Below are 14,363 nucleotides of genomic sequence, written 5' to 3'. Positions count from 1 at the left end.
CAGCGTCTGGGTACCGTTTGTCCCGAAGCAAACGGTGACGCGTTGTCCCACATTTTCCATTGAGGCTTTTTGTCTCCATGAACCACCACGATCGTTGGGAGCCGCTTCGCCCGCGCGTTGAATTCTCTCACGCCCTGCGCGACCGCATGCGCGGCGCACTGATCGGACTCGCCGTCGGCGATGCCGTGGGCACTACGGTGGAGTTCAAGAGCCCCGGTTCCTTCACCCCGGTGACCGACATGACCGGCGGCGGCCCGTTTCAGCTGAGAGCCGGCGAATGGACCGACGACACCTCCATGGCGCTCTGCCTGGCGGAAAGTCTCATCGAATGCCGCGGTTTCGATCCCAAAGACCAGATGGAGCGCTACGTAAACTGGTGGCGCGAAGGGCATCTCTCCAGCACGGGCACCTGCTTCGACATTGGCAACACGGTGTCACAGGCGCTGCGCGCATTTCAGGCCACCGGTAATCCCTTCGCGGGACGCACCGACGAGTGGTCTGCCGGCAACGGCTCCCTCATGCGGCTCGCCCCTGTGCCGCTCTTCTTTTTCGGGCGCCACGAAGACCCTATCGCCATGGCCGCCGAAAGCTCCCGCACCACGCATGGCGCTGTTGTCGCCGTGGACGGCTGCCGCTACCTCGCCGCGCTTTTGCTGGGCGCAGTGAGTGGCGCCGCCAAAGACGCACTCCTCTCGCCGCAGTACACTCCAGTGCCGAGCTATTGGGAGGAAGCGCCACTGCATCCGGCTATTGCGGTCATTGCCAACGGGTCATTTACGCAGAAGATGCCGCCCACCATTCGCGGCACCGGCTACGCCGCTGATGCCCTCGAAGCGGCGCTCTGGGCCTTTTACCGAAGCGACAACTTCCGCGATGGCTGCCTGCTGGCCACCAACCTGGGCGACGATGCCGATACCACCGCGGCCATTTATGGGCAGATTGCCGGCGCCTTCTACGGCGAGTCCGGTATTCCGCTGGAGTGGCGCCAGCGCCTGGCCCACACGTCGCTCATCGATCGGTTCGCCGACGAGCTCATTCAGCCGTCGCCGCCCAGGCAGGCGACCTAACCGCTGTCGCGGTGGGATGGGGCGAATTCCCCAGGGGGATTTACGTCACCGCTCCACCACCACCGGAATACCAAACGCGCCCAGATAATTCAGGCAGAACTTGGTGTCGGGTGAGGGGCGCCGATCGGTTTCGCATTCGCCTGGGGTCCGTTGCCATCCTTTGGGATACGCGAACGGTGTGATGATCGACCCCTCGCGATTGGCCTGCTCAATTTGGGCGGTCGACAGCTGTGCCAGGTCATTGCCATCGTTCCAGAGCGGCCGCTCCACACTCCAACTGGTCCCCGACAGGGTGAACCCGCCCGATGGCTGGGCGGACACCGTTACCAGAATCCAGTAGCGACCGGGCGTTGATGGGGCCACGAACTGTACGGGCACATCGATGATTTCGGCCAGAGTCGGGGTGAGCACCGGCAACACTTCGCGCCCCTGTTGCTGCGGGTCACCCCACGAGGGGGTGTACGACACCCACACCGACGCGGCAATAAGAACCGAGGTGTATTGCAGCTGCACCACGCCAGAGACATCCTCGCCCACCCTCGCACGAACCGTGCGTGCGGTTGGTGTGATATGCTGCTTGCCAAAATCTCCTTCCAGCAATGAGGCCTTGATCGAGCGTCCCACCGCCAGATCGGTGCCGTTGTAGTCCCGACGCACCGTCACCACGGCCGGCCGATGTCCTTCCATTTCCACCACGAGCCGCGCCACGGAATCCTGAAAGCGCACCCGCAACGATTGCAGCGACACCGGGCCATTCCCGGCGTAGGCCACAGCACCGGCCACCACCTCGGCGTTGCTATCCAGCGAACGCACCTTCACGAACGCCGAGTCGGCACCCCGCGTGTCCCGCGCCACCATGAGGGCAGGCGTTAGGCGGAATACGTTGTCACCGTACGACGGTGCCGCAACAGCCAACGATGGCGCCTGCAGTACTTCCACCACGGGAGCTGCCGAGGCACGCCACGTGATGACCAGCGCTGCCAGACTCACGGCGATGCCCACCACACCCAGCGCCCAGCCGGACGGACGCGCCCCGCGTTGCCAAAGCGGAACCGCGCGAAGCACCACCGCTTCATCAATGCCGCGTGGGATGCCGCCGGTGCTATCCATTAGTACCGTCCGCGCGCTGCGGGCATCACCACGAGCGCGCACCGCATTGACCAGTCGGGCCAGCAATCGGCCGGCCTGCGGCGCGTCACCAGCCTGTAGCGCGTGCAGCAATGCGGCCTGCAGCGCATCCGCAGTAGGAGCGCCACCCGCGTTGAGTGCGCGCTCCTGCGCCATCGCCAACACGCCGTGCGCGTGCCGCTGCTCCTCGGTCCCGGTCTGCTCGAGCAGCCCTTCGCCTATGGTATCGTGTACCAGCAGCACATACCGGCCGTCGTGACGCAGTAACGCCTTCGCTTCCAGCACGGCCACCATGGCGTCGAACGCCTCGCGGGGAAGTGGCGAGTGAAGGAGCGATGGGTCTTTCGACGACCACGACATCAAGGCGTCTTGCAGCACGGGCATCGAAAGCGGCGTACCGGCCACCGCCAGCACCAACAGCAGCTGTCGCTCATGCCGTGAACAGGCCAACAAACGACGCGCGAGTGGCGAGGCGCCCGTGACTTCGTGAGCCAGCGCCTCCCACGAGGCAGCGTGCCACTCCCCCTCACGCAGTTGCAGCAGCCCCGACTCCACGGCCAAGGTGAGGCGCTCGTACAGCTCCAGCGGCACGCCACGACTGGCTGTGGCGGTGATGGTGAGAAACTGCGTTACCTCCGGTGTACTCGGCCAGGCGCCGGTACTGCGCAGCGCTTCCACGCTGTCCTCGAGCCCCAACGGCATGAGTGTCACGCGTTCGGGATGACGCACGGCGGGGAGTTCGTGCCCGTGCCGCGACGCAATCACCACCAGCAGCGGCGCCGATTCACAGCGCCCCAGCGCCACCGTGATCATTTCACGTGACGCTGCATCCATCCAATGCCAGTCATCGATAAGCAGCGCTACCGGCTGTTGCTCGGTCACGGCCTGCAACAGATCCAGCAACGCCAAGGCCCGTCGGCGCGGACTTTCGACGGCGTTCCACGGGGCCGGCTCCGCGCGAAGGGAGGCCGCCGAAGCAGGGTCGAGGGCCACCAGTTCCTTGACCGAGGCCTCGCCAATGCCGAGCGCGCCCGGGAGCGACGTAAGCGCCCGCACGAGTGCCGACGCGTAGCCAAAGGGCACGCCCTGTTCTCCCGCGTTGGCGCGCACCAGGAGCGCGCGGGTGGATTTCCCGGCACACCGCCGGTGCACCACCTGCAGCAACCGCGACTTGCCGATGCCGGCAGCGCCCTGCACCAGTAGAACCCGCGGGGTGCCGCGTTGCACCTCGCGCCAGGCGCCCAGTATTTCGGAGAATGGCCCATCGCGTCCCACAAAGTCGAGTGCGATGTCCGGGGCGCTCTCCACGGCAGGCGAGAACGACATCCGGGCGCGCGCCACCGTTTGTGCCACGCGGGCGGGGAGGACCGTGCCATCGGCGTGGGCCAGTGCCTCCAGCGCATCGGCCTCTTGCCTGGCGCTGGCCGTATCGCCCAGAGCCAGTGCCGTTTCAATGGCCAGACGGCGAACGCCAAGATGGCTCGGAACTCGTTCGGCCAGCTGTTCGACCAAGGCACGCGCGGTGGTCCGGCGTTCATCGTGGAGGGCGCGTTCGGCGGCGCGTTCCACCACCTGCACCAGCGCATCCTGCAGACGATGCCGCTCGTATTGCAGCCAGTCGTCAAACTCCTCACCGCCCGGCAGCTCCATGCCATCCAGAAACGGGCCCGCATAGAGGGAGAGCGCCAGCTCCGCGTTGTCGCTGTGCACCGCCTCGAGAAACTGTTCGCGGTCGGTGACGAGCCCCGGCCCGATCCCCGTGATCAGATCATCGCGGGTGATGAAGTCTTCACCGAGCGCGCGGCGCAGGCGCCAGATGACCTGGCGCACGCTGTGACGCGCGCGTTCGGTGGGCATGTCCGACCAGAGCAGCGCCGCGCATTCGTCGCGCGACAGCTTCCGGCGCCGGTCGGCCGCGCAGTAGGCCAGCAGCGCCAGCGGCTTCCCCTTGGGGAGGACTGGTTCGTTGGCCTCGGAGAGGAGGCTTGGGGCGCCGAGGGTGCGGAGGAGGATGGGCACGATGAATCAGACGGCAGTGCGCAGTGAGTAGGATGCAACACACTGCCGCCAACGCAGTGTCATGTCATTGATTCAATGAACGGAGAATTATGGATTCCACTTGCTAAGTGTTGCGACTTCCGTTGCGCTGAGCGTGCGTCCCCACACCGCCAGATCGTCAATATCACCACGAAAGTATCCTACGATGCCCAGATCGACCGGGTGAGTAGCTCCAATCAAGTTGGTAGCTGTTGAATTACCTGCAGCAAGCCACGAAAAGTTAAAGGTATTGTACGGCCCTGAAGCAGTACCACGGAGCACGCCGTCCACATACACCCGGATAATTCCTGGTTCAAACGTGGAGACAATATGATGCCACGTATTTGCACCAAGGAGACCTGGTTCAGTGACTAGCGTGAAATAGCCTTGGGGCTCTGGTTCCGCATTCGAATACAGTACGCTGCCATCCGCGAGCACAACAATGCCCTTCCCACGCCAGTAACCTTCCTTTGCGGAGATGTATCCGTCGTGAAGGACGTCCTGCCGCACCCAAACGGACATACTCATAGCGCTTACGTTGGTCGCGCCGTTGAAGAATGGACGACTTAGGGAGATGTAGCTGGATCCGTTGAATCGATAGGCGGCGTTAGAACGTCCAGTACGATCGGCCACCAAGGTGGCGCCAAAAACAGACGCAAAAGTACCGTTGCCTGTTTGCTCATTGGCGTTCCCACAGAACGGGTACCAAGACTCCAGAGACGTTTCAAAACTGGCGGGTAGTGCGCCACATGTATTCAATACCACAATCTGTGCATTGGCCAGAAAGGATTTCTTACCACCTGAGCGCGCTGAAACGACGACAGTTCCAGGAGCAATCGCTGTGGCGGTTCCAGCCGCGTTTACCGTTGCCACACTTGGGGCTGCGCTAGCCCACGTGACAGCACAATCAGGGACGACTTCGCCAAGTTGATTCGTGACAGTGAGTTTCTGTTGACCCCCCGGCTGGAGTTGAGTTGTCGCCGGGGTTATCGCGAGCGAAGTGGTCCGACGAGGGAGGCCGCTACATCTATTCGGGCCGGATGCGAGTAGTGGCTCGCGGGCGATACTTTCGTGATTCTGCACTTCGGTTGGAGTGCTATCAGCGCATGCCAACGCACTCAGGCTGACGACGACACAGAACAGTTTTCTTCCTTTCATAAGTGCACCTTCATGCGGGTGGCGGATGTTTGTCGCTCAGGCGCGAAGATGGCTTCATAGCATCTCTTGACTGTCAAAGCATTGCCCTTTGGGCACTTAAGGACTTGGCAATCGTATCTCGGGCGTCTTACGGACTCACTGTTTCGCATACACTAGTTTGATTCGATCATTCGGTCCTTTGGTGTTGATCATTCAGCGATACCCATCGTTCCAGTTGGAGAGGGATTTCTCTCGGTGGTTGCACACCAGGACTTTATGCTGCGGATACTGGTGGCTCTCTTGAGTGGGGACCTGCGATCAGCACATGGTACCACTCACAGTTCACACTGAGCCTGACGGTTCAGGATATTTTGTTGGGCGAAGAATCAACACGGACAAAGTCGAGAGACCTCCGAAGACTGTCATTGAGCAGCTTGCATGCTGCACCAACAATCTGCGTGAGGCCTCTGACAGTATTCATCTAGTATTTATGGTACTTGAGCGCGCTCATTTGCGCGCGCACCCGAGGCAACTCCGAGCTACTTCACCATCGTCTCCAGCACCCGCGTGGCGATTTCCTTGTCGTAGTCCACCACGTTCTTCTTCGCGGTCACTTCCACCGTGGACACGTTGTCGCTCTGACGCTGGATTTCCACGGTCACCTCGTGCTCGCCCATTTTGCCCACCAGGCGACGGGTGTTGCCGCTGTCTTCGGTGCTGCGCCCGGTTTCTGTAATGGACATAATGCCAAAGGTGCGCACCGCGCGATCAAACACGCCGTTCACGCCGCCTTCAATGTTCGCGGTGGCCCCGCGATTGGTGTACGCCACGGCCGCGCCGGCGCCGGCGCCGGCCGCCAACAGAAAGCAGCCACTGCTGGTCATGGTGGTCACGGCGAGCAGCGCCGTCGCCCAAAGGCGGATGGAACGGGTCATAATCAGTGGGATGAAAGGACGGGTGATGGTCATGGCGCAGGACTCGCACAAAACGGGCCCACGTCACACGATTCATTGAGGCGTCCCCCGCGTTCGCGCGACGTGCCCAGGCCACCCACTCCCCGCGTAATGCCCGGGCCCCGCACTGCCACCCATCTCCACTCGGCCACCACATGACCACACTCGATTTTTCCGGCAAGCTCATCGTCATTACCGGCGTGGGTCGAGCCGGCCAGGTGGGGGAAGCCATTGCCCTCGGCTTTGCCCAGCGCGGTGCCTCCCTCGCGCTGCTCGATCTCAATCCGGAGCAGGTGGCCGAACGCGCCGCCGCCCTCACGGGCCAGGGCTTTCCTCATATCTCCACCCACGCCGCCAACCTCTCCGACCCGGCCTCAGCGCAGAGTGCCGCCGCCGAGGTGCTCTGGGCGCACCGAGCCCAGCACGCCGACCGGGTAGACGCCGTGGTGTGCGTGGCCGGCGGCTTCGGGATGACCGGCCCGCTCGATGAAGCCGACCCCGACGCCTGGGCCAAGCAGTTCACCATCAACCTGCAAACCGCCTTTGCCACCACGCGGGCGTTCCTCCCCGCCGTACGCGACGCCAAGGGGAGCTTCGTCTACTTCGGGAGCGTGGCCGCCACCCCCGGTGGGAACCCCGCCGGCATGGCCGCCTACGCCGCCGCCAAAAGTGGGGTGCTTACTCTCATGCGCGCCGTGGCCCTGGAGGAAAAGCCGCACGGAGTGCGCGCCAACGCCGTGGCCCCCACCGCCATCCGCACCGCCAGCAACGTGGCCGACATGGGGGACAAAACCGACTATGTGGAGCGCGACAGCGTGGCCGACGTGGTGGCCTTTCTGGCCAGCCCCCTCGCCCGAAACGTGAGTGGGCAGGTTATTTCGTTGGCGTAGCACCGTTCCCTTTCAGACAGCCTGCCCCTCGACCACCCCTGTGACCACCACCCCCATTTCCATCCCCACGCTCGATGAGATCCGCGCCGCCCGCGAACGACTGGGCACGCGCGTCATCACCACCCCCGTGCGTGAACTGCTCGACGACGCGGTGGCGGCGCGTCTGGCGCCGGACACCCTGGTGTGGCTCAAGGAAGAGCTCTTTCAGCGGACCGGCAGCTTCAAACCGCGTGGCGCTCTCACGGTAATGCTCGAGCTCACGCCGGAGGAGCTCGCACGTGGCGTGACGGGCGTGTCGGCCGGCAACCACGCCATTTCGTTGGGCTACTGTGCGCGCGAACTGGGCACCACCGCCACGGTGGTCATGCCGCGCACCGCCAACCCGTACCGCATTGCGCTGTGCAAGGAACTCGGCGCGACCGTTGAACTGGTGGACACCGTGCACGACGCCTTTGCGCGTGTGCACGAGATTGTCGCCACCGAAGGACGCACCTTTGTGCACCCCTACGAGGGCCCGCGCACCGCACTCGGCACCGCCACCGTAGGGCTCGAGTTCGTGGAGCAGGTGGAGCAGGCTGGTGGTACGCTCGACGCCGTGATTGTGGCCGCCGGTGGCGGTGGCCTTACCGGTGGTGTGGCCTGCGCCGTGAAGCAGCGGTCGCCGCAGACCAAGGTGTACGTCGTGGAGCCCTTTGGCGCCGACACCATGCACCGGAGCTTTGCCGCCGGCTCGCCGCAGTCCATTGAGAAGGTGCAAACCATTGCCGACTCACTGGGGGCGCCGCGCTGCGAACCGTATTCGTACGCGCTGAACAGACAATTCGTCGACGAGGTGGTGCTGGTCAGCGACGACCAGATTCGCGACGCCATGCGCCTCACCTTCCGCGCCGCCAAACTGGTGACCGAACCCGCCGGATCGGCGGCGCTGGCCGCGCTGCTCTACCCGTTGCGCGAATCATTGGCCGGCAAGTCGGTGGGACTGGTGGTGTGCGGCGGCAACATTGATACCGCCACCTTCTATGCGCAGCTCTCGGCGTAATGCCGTGAGAAGCCCGCGCCGCACCGACCCGCCCCCTCAGGGAGCGGGTCAGTTGCTGCGTCAGGGTCGCTTCATGCAAATGGCCTGAATCTTCATGCTGTAGCCATTGGCCCCCGAGTTGTAGCCGCGCACCTGCCAGAAGGAATAGGTCGTGTAGTAGTGCGGCCGGGACGTCCAGACACCGACGGTGGTAGGCACGCCAGAGCTTTCAAAGCCGCCACCAATGACGGTGTAGCCTGTCGGGCAAGTCACACTGCCACTGAACTGCGTGCCGGCGGGTGCGGAAACTGAGGTGGAGTCCACCACGATGTCCGGCGCCGACCCGTTGGTGCTCCAGGTGGCCTTGGTGTGGCTGGACTTGGTGCAATCGGCCGGGGCACCGGGAATGCCAACCCGGTACAGCGTGCCCGAGCGATCGGCCGAACAGGCGGTGATGGTCTGGGCGGAGACCGTGGTGGGGGCGAGCGTGGCACACACCGTGAGTGCGGCGGCGAGCAGGGAGGTCAGGCGGAGAAGGCGCATGGTCGGGTAGTGGTCAGGAATGGAGTGAGGGAAGCGCGTTCAGAATCGCGCATCGAGCATGAGCCGCAGGGCATCCACATCGGCGGCCACGGCTGGTGCGGTATCGTCTTCCATGGCATCGAGGGCATGGAGCGCGAGCCCGAGCTGCTCTCGCAGCCGGACGGCCTGGCCACGCGCGGCGGCATCACGGGCGGCCTCAAGGTGTTTCGTGAGCCCGGTCGCCCCGGGCGTTGCGGCCAACACGGGCAGAATGCGGGTCAGTGCATCGTCCAGATCATCGGTCGTGCCAATCACCATCAGATCTGGCGTCCCGGCCTCGAGCCCGTCTGTTGGTGCCGTTGCCGGCCCGGCTTGGCAGGCGGCCATGAGCACCGTCCCCAGCAACAGCGCGGTGGCTTGTCGCAGTCGGTTCATTTGTGTCCATCGCAGGAAGAAGTGGCGTCGGCCCCGTGCCAACGTGGGGCGACGCTACTTCGTGCGGTCGACGGATTGTCTACGGAATGTCTATGGCGCGCCGACGCGAGGGCTGACGTCATCCCCCGGCTGAAATTGTCTGTTTGAAACAGACATTTATCGCAGGACACCCATCCCGCCCGCGTTGGGACGCGTGGTCTTAGCCGTGGCCGAGTATTGGGTGGACACACAGAGCCCGCTTGGAGATCGCAATAATCTGTCGTCTCATCATGAAAATTCCTCCACTCACTTCGACGACCGGAGGCAAGATTCGTTAGTCTGCTATATCGATTGCCGCTGTGCTCCGTGCCCTCCGTACTCCGTGTGCTCCGACGCACTGTTGGGAGAGGGAGCAGGGGGCAGGAGGCAGGAAGCAGACTTTAACCGCCAGGCCTACTTATGGATCGGAACGCGTCGTGTCCTTGTGGTTCGGGGAAGAAGTACAAGAAGTGCCATGGCGCCGCGGTGCCTCCCGAAGCAGCGGCGCTGCCAGCGGCGCAGCGCGCTGAACTGCTGCGGGCCACCACGATCCTGCAGCGCGACAAGCGCGTGACGCAGGAGATCGTGGACTGGACCGACAAGAAGTTCGGTGCCGAATGGATGGACGCCGCCATGACCGCCTGGGGCGTGCCAGCCGAAGAAGAGCTCCCCGAAGAAGAAGGCGACCTCTTCACCATGTGGGCGCTGCACCACTACGTAGCCACGCCGGGCCAACGGCCCGCGGCCGCGCAGTGGCTGGAAGCGCAGCAGGCCCGTCTGGGCGCGCGCATGGACGCGGATGTCGTATCGCTCGTGCAGGCGCAGGGTGCCGCAACCATGGGCTTTTGGCAGGTGGAAACCATTGAACCCGGCGTGGGCACCACCATTTACGACCGGCTCGGCGATCGCACGCTGTTTGTGCACGAGAACGCCATTACCCACGACCTCGAAGCCGAGCTGCTGCTGCTGGCGTACGTGATGGAGGTGGACGGGCTGCACCTCTTTGCCGGGCTGCACGATCATCCGTTGCCGCTGCCGGAGGGCAAGGAGGTGATTGCCGCGGCCTACGAAGCGGGTGGGGTGAGTGCACCGCCCATGCCCGCCGACATCACGGGGACCGCCGACGGACAGCAACAGCTCGGTCGCCTCTGGTTCGATACCATTGAGCGGTTGTATGATCGGTTGGAGGCCGAGGACGCCGAACAGGCCCCTGACGACCACGACGACTCCCCACCCGCGTGATGCCATGAACCGACGCGACTTCGTTGCCACCACCACACTCGGCGCGGCCGCCATGGCGCTCCCCGCCACCGCTCACTCGCACTCATCACCCGCGCCCGTCATGACCGAGACCGTTGCCACCGACGCCCGCGCCACCCGCAAGATCCTCATTGCCGGCGGTGGCTTTCGCACGAAGTTCATTGGCTACATGGCGCAGCTCTCGGGAAAGACGCGTCCGCGCATCTGCTTCCTGCCCACCGCCAGCGCCGACAGCCCGCAGGCGTCGCTGTCGTTCTATCAGTCGTGTGCGCCGCTCAACGTGGAGCCGTTTGTGCAGAACAGCTTCATTGAAAGCCTGTCGCAAACGCAGAGCTGGGAAGAGGTGCTGCTCAGCATGGATGGCATTGTCGTGAGCGGTGGCAACACGCTCAACCAGCAAGCCATCTGGAAAGCGCAGGGCATTGATGTGGTGCTGCGTCAAGCGTGGGACCGTGGCATCGTCCTCGGCGGTGCCAGCGCCGGCTCACTCTGCTGGTTTGACGAAGGCACCACCGACTCGCGCCCCAAAGCACTCTCCATCGTGAAGTGCATGGGCTTCATCAAGGGCAGCCACTCGCCGCATTACGACGCCGAGCCCGGTCGGCGCCCGTTGTATCAGAAGCTCATTGGCAGTGGTGAGATGCAGCCAGGCTATGCCTGCGACAACGACGCCGGCATCTACTTCGAAGACAACACCGTGAAGCGCGTCGTGGCCACGCGCGCAGGCGCCAAGTGCTACTACGTGAGCCGAGAGAATGGCACGGCCACCGAAAAGACGCTCGAGCCGGAGATGCTCTGACGTGACTGACGGGCGGGAGCCAATCACGCGCGTTCGAGTGCAGACGTCGTGACGCCGCCACGGGTCATTCTCGTTGGCACGGGACACCTGGCACATCGTATTGAGTCCATGGCGCGCGCGGACGGCCGGGAGGTCATTCACCTGCCGGCCGTTGCCGCATCGGGTAGCGCGCCAGCGTTCGCGTCCATTGTTGAACGTCTGCGCGCCATTGATCCTGGCGCGTTCCCCGCCGCGTATCTCCTCGACGATCGGGACGACCTCAATCTCCAGTGTCTGGTGGCGCTGCTGTCAGTGCACCCCACGCTTCCGGTCGTCCTGTCACTCTCCAACGAGAGCATCGCGCCGCACCTGCAGGCCGCAAATCCCAATGTGCGGGTGGTGAACCCGTTCAAGATGGCGGCGCCGGCGTTGGTTGACACACTCGACACGCCGCTCTCGCACACGTTCGCGTACGAACGACCACCAGCGCCTATCAGCAGCCGCAGGAAAATTGACGACGATCCACTCGTGCGTCGGCTGAGCGCGGGCTTTGGCGTCGTGATCGTCGCCGCCACCGGCTACTTCCGCTACGCCGAAGATCTGTCATGGGTCGATGCGCTCTACTTCGTCATCGTGACGATCGCGACCGTGGGTTACGGCGATATCAGCCTGCGGAATTCCAGCACCCTGAGCAAGCTGATTGGCATTGCGCTTATCGTGAGCGCCACCTGCTTCATCTGGATGATCTTCTCGCTGACCATCGATCGGGTCATCAAGCGGCGTGTGCAGCTCGCCCTCGGCCGTCGCACCTATACCCACGCCGGACATGTCATCGTGTGTGGCCTGGGGCGACTGGGATACTTCGTGGCGGAGCGCCTCATTGCACGTGGCGAGCGCGTGCTCGTCATTGAACTCAATGCGGAGGGCGCGAAGGTGGAGTCACTGCGCGCACTGGGCGCCGACGTCTACATTGGCGACGCCCGGGTGCCGGGTGTACTGCAGGAAGTGGGCATCACGCGGGCCAAAGCGCTGTACTCCATCGTGAACAACGACCTCGCGAATCTCGAGATCGGCCTGATCGCACGCACCATCGCGCCGGATCTTCGCCTGGTGCTGCGCATCTTCGACGACGGCATGGCCGCGCGGCTCCGCGAGCAGCTCGACATTCAGCTCACGGTGAGTATGACGGCCATTGTGGACGAGCAGGTGTATCGCGCGCTGCCGTCAGTCGCCGCCACCGCACCCTGACGAACAGCCGGATCCGCCGCCGTCGCCGCCACTATCCCCGCCACCGTCCCCGCCGGCGCCTTCGTTCCCCCAGTCGTCGCCACCACCACCACCGCTGAACCCGCCGCCACCAAACTCCGGCATGTCGTGGTGGCCGGGGGTGCCCCCCAGCCCATCAAAGTGGGCGTACAAGGGCACGTCGCCACCGTCCGTCGCCGTGGCCGGTTGGGGCCGTCGCGCCGCGGACGCCTCACGCGGAAACTTCGGGGTTCCCCAGATCGCGACTGGCGGCGGTACGCGAAACTCGACCTCGTAGCGCTCCAACGTCGCGTCATACTGCTGCGCGAACAGGGCGGTCTGCGACTCCGTCGCAAGGAGTTCGGGGTGGTGATCGAAGTCGCGCTGCAACACATCGCGACAGAATTCACGATAGGCCTTGGTGAACAGCACATGCTCGTGCCACACGGTATCGATCACCTTCGACGGCGTCACGACCACGTCGCCCGTGACCCCGAGGAAGACGAACTTGCGGTACTCCGCAATGGCGCGCAGTGCAAAGCTGGTGGTCCACCCGTGCTTGCGGGCGATCTTGCTGGCGAATGCCCTCGTCGAGGCGTCACCACCGCCAAAGGCTTCCGCGACCTTGTTCCAAAGATCGGGGGGCACGAGATTCGCGAACTGATAGGCGCGAAGGCGGAGCCAGAGCTCTTTTTTCATGGCGGCGAATGTGCACGGCGGATACGCTCCTCGGAAGAACCATCGAGCCTTGACGTCAGCCCCTCTCGTGGGGGGTGGCTGGCGGAAACGCCCGTCTCTCCGCCAAGTTGCAGGCGATGACTCTCGCCGCCCGTAGGCGCCCGGCTGTGCGCGGGGTGGTCCTCGATCGCTCGCTCGAGGATCTCCCGCTGTTCCGCCTGAGCGATTCCGCCGATGATGCGCCCGTCTCGTACACGACCGAGAACGGCGGGCGCTGGCGCGTCATCCCCGCTCCCGGCGATCGACTCCCCGGCACGTTCGACCAGGACGTGTACGTGGAGATCCTGCACCGATACAACGAAGGGGGGTCGCCCCCGGACGGTGCGGTGACGTTCACACTGCACGCGTTCTTGCGCTCCATGGGGCGCCGCGCCGACGGCCGCACCTACGAGCAGCTGCGGGCCGCCCTGAGCCGCCTGGAGCGCACCACCCTCGAAAGCATCGATGGCGCCTACTGGTCCGCGCAGTCGGGGGCGTCGGATGTCAGCTTCACGGTGCTCAGCACGGTATCGGTGCAGCGCCGCCGAGTGGCCGACCGCGAACAGCTGCATCTCTTCGGCAACCTCGCCGCCGGCGAACCAGGTGACGCCCGGGTGACGCTCTCGGCGACCCTGCGGGCCAATCTCGCCGCCCGGCATGTGATTACCCTCTCGGCCGCCCGCTACCACGCCCTCTCCAGCCCCGTGGCGCGCCGCCTGTATCGCATTCTCGAGGTGGCCCGGGCCGACGGCCGCCTCTCCTGGCGCGTCCCCCTGGAACGGCTGGCCGAGCAGATGCCACTCACCCAGCGGTACCCCAGCCACCTCTCGCGCGTCCTACAACCAGCCCACGAAATGCTGCTGTCAGCCGGACTGGTGCGGGACATTGCCATCCGCCAGTACGACCGCCAATGGCACGTGGACTACGTCTTGGGCTCGAGACCGCGCGAGGAAACCTGACATCTATTGCCTGAGATCTGAGACCGCCGAGGCGGGATTTGGAGGTCAGAGGTCGGACGATCGAGGTGCGATGGATATCGAGGGTGAGAGGCCCGATGCAAGCGAGGTGAGAGGTGCGAGTGCTGGCGTCCGCGTGGGAGACGCTCAGAGGTCAGTGGTGAGAGGTGTCTGCCCCGGCCGGCCGTAACTCCTTACCGAA

Annotated in this window: 13 protein-coding genes; 7 read left to right on the top strand and 6 right to left on the bottom strand. The window is 64.4% G+C overall.

Annotated features, from left to right (window positions below; all coding sequences use genetic code 11):
• Positions 1 to 146 precede the first annotated feature (146 nt).
• A complete protein-coding gene (locus GEMMAAP_RS01375) occupies positions 147 to 1,067 on the top strand; it encodes an ADP-ribosylglycohydrolase family protein (RefSeq protein WP_043580399.1) in 921 nt (306 codons plus the stop codon).
• Between the two features lie 45 nt (positions 1,068 to 1,112).
• On the opposite strand, the gene GEMMAAP_RS01370 is transcribed toward GEMMAAP_RS01375, so the two are convergent.
• The 3 genes from GEMMAAP_RS01370 to GEMMAAP_RS01360 form a co-directional block, all read right to left on the bottom strand.
• Positions 1,113 to 4,214 (bottom strand): AAA family ATPase, encoded by a 3,102-nt coding sequence (locus GEMMAAP_RS01370; protein ID WP_026849126.1) that lies wholly within the window; start codon positions 4,212 to 4,214, stop codon positions 1,113 to 1,115.
• An 87-nt stretch (positions 4,215 to 4,301) separates the two neighbouring features.
• Positions 4,302 to 5,390, bottom strand: a complete 1,089-nt coding sequence (locus GEMMAAP_RS20455) for a LamG-like jellyroll fold domain-containing protein (protein ID WP_082820964.1) — start codon at positions 5,388 to 5,390, stop codon at positions 4,302 to 4,304.
• Between the two features lie 518 nt (positions 5,391 to 5,908).
• Entirely contained in the window at positions 5,909 to 6,304 is a 396-nt protein-coding gene (locus GEMMAAP_RS01360; RefSeq protein WP_158514684.1) for a DUF3568 family protein, read from the bottom strand.
• 173 nt (positions 6,305 to 6,477) lie between these two features.
• On the opposite strand from GEMMAAP_RS01360, the gene GEMMAAP_RS01355 reads away from it, so the two are divergent.
• Positions 6,478 to 7,212, top strand: coding sequence for an SDR family NAD(P)-dependent oxidoreductase (locus GEMMAAP_RS01355; protein ID WP_053333917.1), 735 nt, complete (start codon positions 6,478 to 6,480; stop codon positions 7,210 to 7,212).
• 40 nt (positions 7,213 to 7,252) lie between these two features.
• The gene (locus GEMMAAP_RS01350; protein WP_026849123.1) at positions 7,253 to 8,251 is read left to right on the top strand and encodes a threonine ammonia-lyase; all 999 of its coding nucleotides are present in this window, start codon (positions 7,253 to 7,255) and stop codon (positions 8,249 to 8,251) included.
• A 60-nt stretch (positions 8,252 to 8,311) separates the two neighbouring features.
• Here the strand turns inward: GEMMAAP_RS01350 and GEMMAAP_RS01345 are convergent, their stop codons facing one another.
• Positions 8,312 to 8,773, bottom strand: a complete 462-nt coding sequence (locus GEMMAAP_RS01345; RefSeq protein WP_026849122.1) for a hypothetical protein — start codon at positions 8,771 to 8,773, stop codon at positions 8,312 to 8,314.
• 39 nt (positions 8,774 to 8,812) lie between these two features.
• The gene (locus GEMMAAP_RS01340; RefSeq protein WP_026849121.1) at positions 8,813 to 9,187 is read right to left on the bottom strand and encodes a hypothetical protein; all 375 of its coding nucleotides are present in this window, start codon (positions 9,185 to 9,187) and stop codon (positions 8,813 to 8,815) included.
• Positions 9,188 to 9,691: 504 nt separating this feature from the next.
• On the opposite strand from GEMMAAP_RS01340, the gene GEMMAAP_RS01335 reads away from it, so the two are divergent.
• Genes GEMMAAP_RS01335 through GEMMAAP_RS01325 form a run of 3 tightly spaced genes read left to right on the top strand, consistent with a single transcriptional unit; the run spans position 9,692 to position 12,491 of the window.
• Positions 9,692 to 10,447 carry a hypothetical protein gene (locus GEMMAAP_RS01335; protein ID WP_043580123.1) on the top strand — a complete coding sequence of 252 codons (756 nt, stop codon included), beginning with the start codon at positions 9,692 to 9,694 and terminating at the stop codon, positions 10,445 to 10,447.
• Positions 10,448 to 10,451: 4 nt separating this feature from the next.
• Positions 10,452 to 11,264 carry a Type 1 glutamine amidotransferase-like domain-containing protein gene (locus GEMMAAP_RS01330; RefSeq protein WP_026849119.1) on the top strand — a complete coding sequence of 271 codons (813 nt, stop codon included), beginning with the start codon at positions 10,452 to 10,454 and terminating at the stop codon, positions 11,262 to 11,264.
• 48 nt (positions 11,265 to 11,312) lie between these two features.
• Positions 11,313 to 12,491, top strand: coding sequence for a potassium channel family protein (locus GEMMAAP_RS01325; protein WP_026849118.1), 1,179 nt, complete (start codon positions 11,313 to 11,315; stop codon positions 12,489 to 12,491).
• Here GEMMAAP_RS01325 and GEMMAAP_RS01320 read toward each other — a convergent pair.
• A complete protein-coding gene (locus tag GEMMAAP_RS01320) occupies positions 12,468 to 13,187 on the bottom strand; it encodes a glycine-rich domain-containing protein (protein WP_053333916.1) in 720 nt (239 codons plus the stop codon). The two genes, GEMMAAP_RS01325 and GEMMAAP_RS01320, sit on opposite strands and share 24 nt — an antisense overlap.
• Before the next feature lie 116 nt (positions 13,188 to 13,303).
• Here GEMMAAP_RS01320 and GEMMAAP_RS01315 point away from each other — a divergent pair, with 116 nt between their 5' ends.
• Positions 13,304 to 14,164 carry a replication initiator protein A gene (locus tag GEMMAAP_RS01315; protein WP_082820963.1) on the top strand — a complete coding sequence of 287 codons (861 nt, stop codon included), beginning with the start codon at positions 13,304 to 13,306 and terminating at the stop codon, positions 14,162 to 14,164.
• Positions 14,165 to 14,363 lie beyond the last annotated feature (199 nt).

Origin of the sequence: Gemmatimonas phototrophica, from assembly GCF_000695095.2 — a bacterium.
Lineage (GTDB): Bacteria > Gemmatimonadota > Gemmatimonadetes > Gemmatimonadales > Gemmatimonadaceae > Gemmatimonas > Gemmatimonas phototrophica.
This window is presented reverse-complemented; position numbering and strand designations above follow the sequence as displayed.

Excerpts from the sequence above, each read along its gene's own strand:
- GEMMAAP_RS01375 (WP_043580399.1), top strand. The coding sequence starts at position 147 with ATGCGCGGCGCACTGATCGGACTCGCCGTCGGCGATGCCGTGGGCACT.
- GEMMAAP_RS01320 (WP_053333916.1), bottom strand. The coding sequence starts at position 13,187 with ATGAAAAAAGAGCTCTGGCTCCGCCTTCGCGCCTATCAGTTCGCGAAT.
- GEMMAAP_RS01355 (WP_053333917.1), top strand. The coding sequence starts at position 6,478 with ATGACCACACTCGATTTTTCCGGCAAGCTCATCGTCATTACCGGCGTG.
- GEMMAAP_RS01345 (WP_026849122.1), bottom strand. The coding sequence starts at position 8,773 with ATGCGCCTTCTCCGCCTGACCTCCCTGCTCGCCGCCGCACTCACGGTG.
- GEMMAAP_RS20455 (WP_082820964.1), bottom strand. The coding sequence starts at position 5,390 with ATGAAAGGAAGAAAACTGTTCTGTGTCGTCGTCAGCCTGAGTGCGTTG.
- GEMMAAP_RS01330 (WP_026849119.1), top strand. The coding sequence starts at position 10,452 with ATGAACCGACGCGACTTCGTTGCCACCACCACACTCGGCGCGGCCGCC.
- GEMMAAP_RS01340 (WP_026849121.1), bottom strand. The coding sequence starts at position 9,187 with ATGAACCGACTGCGACAAGCCACCGCGCTGTTGCTGGGGACGGTGCTC.
- GEMMAAP_RS01360 (WP_158514684.1), bottom strand. The coding sequence starts at position 6,304 with ATGACCCGTTCCATCCGCCTTTGGGCGACGGCGCTGCTCGCCGTGACC.
- GEMMAAP_RS01315 (WP_082820963.1), top strand. The coding sequence starts at position 13,304 with ATGACTCTCGCCGCCCGTAGGCGCCCGGCTGTGCGCGGGGTGGTCCTC.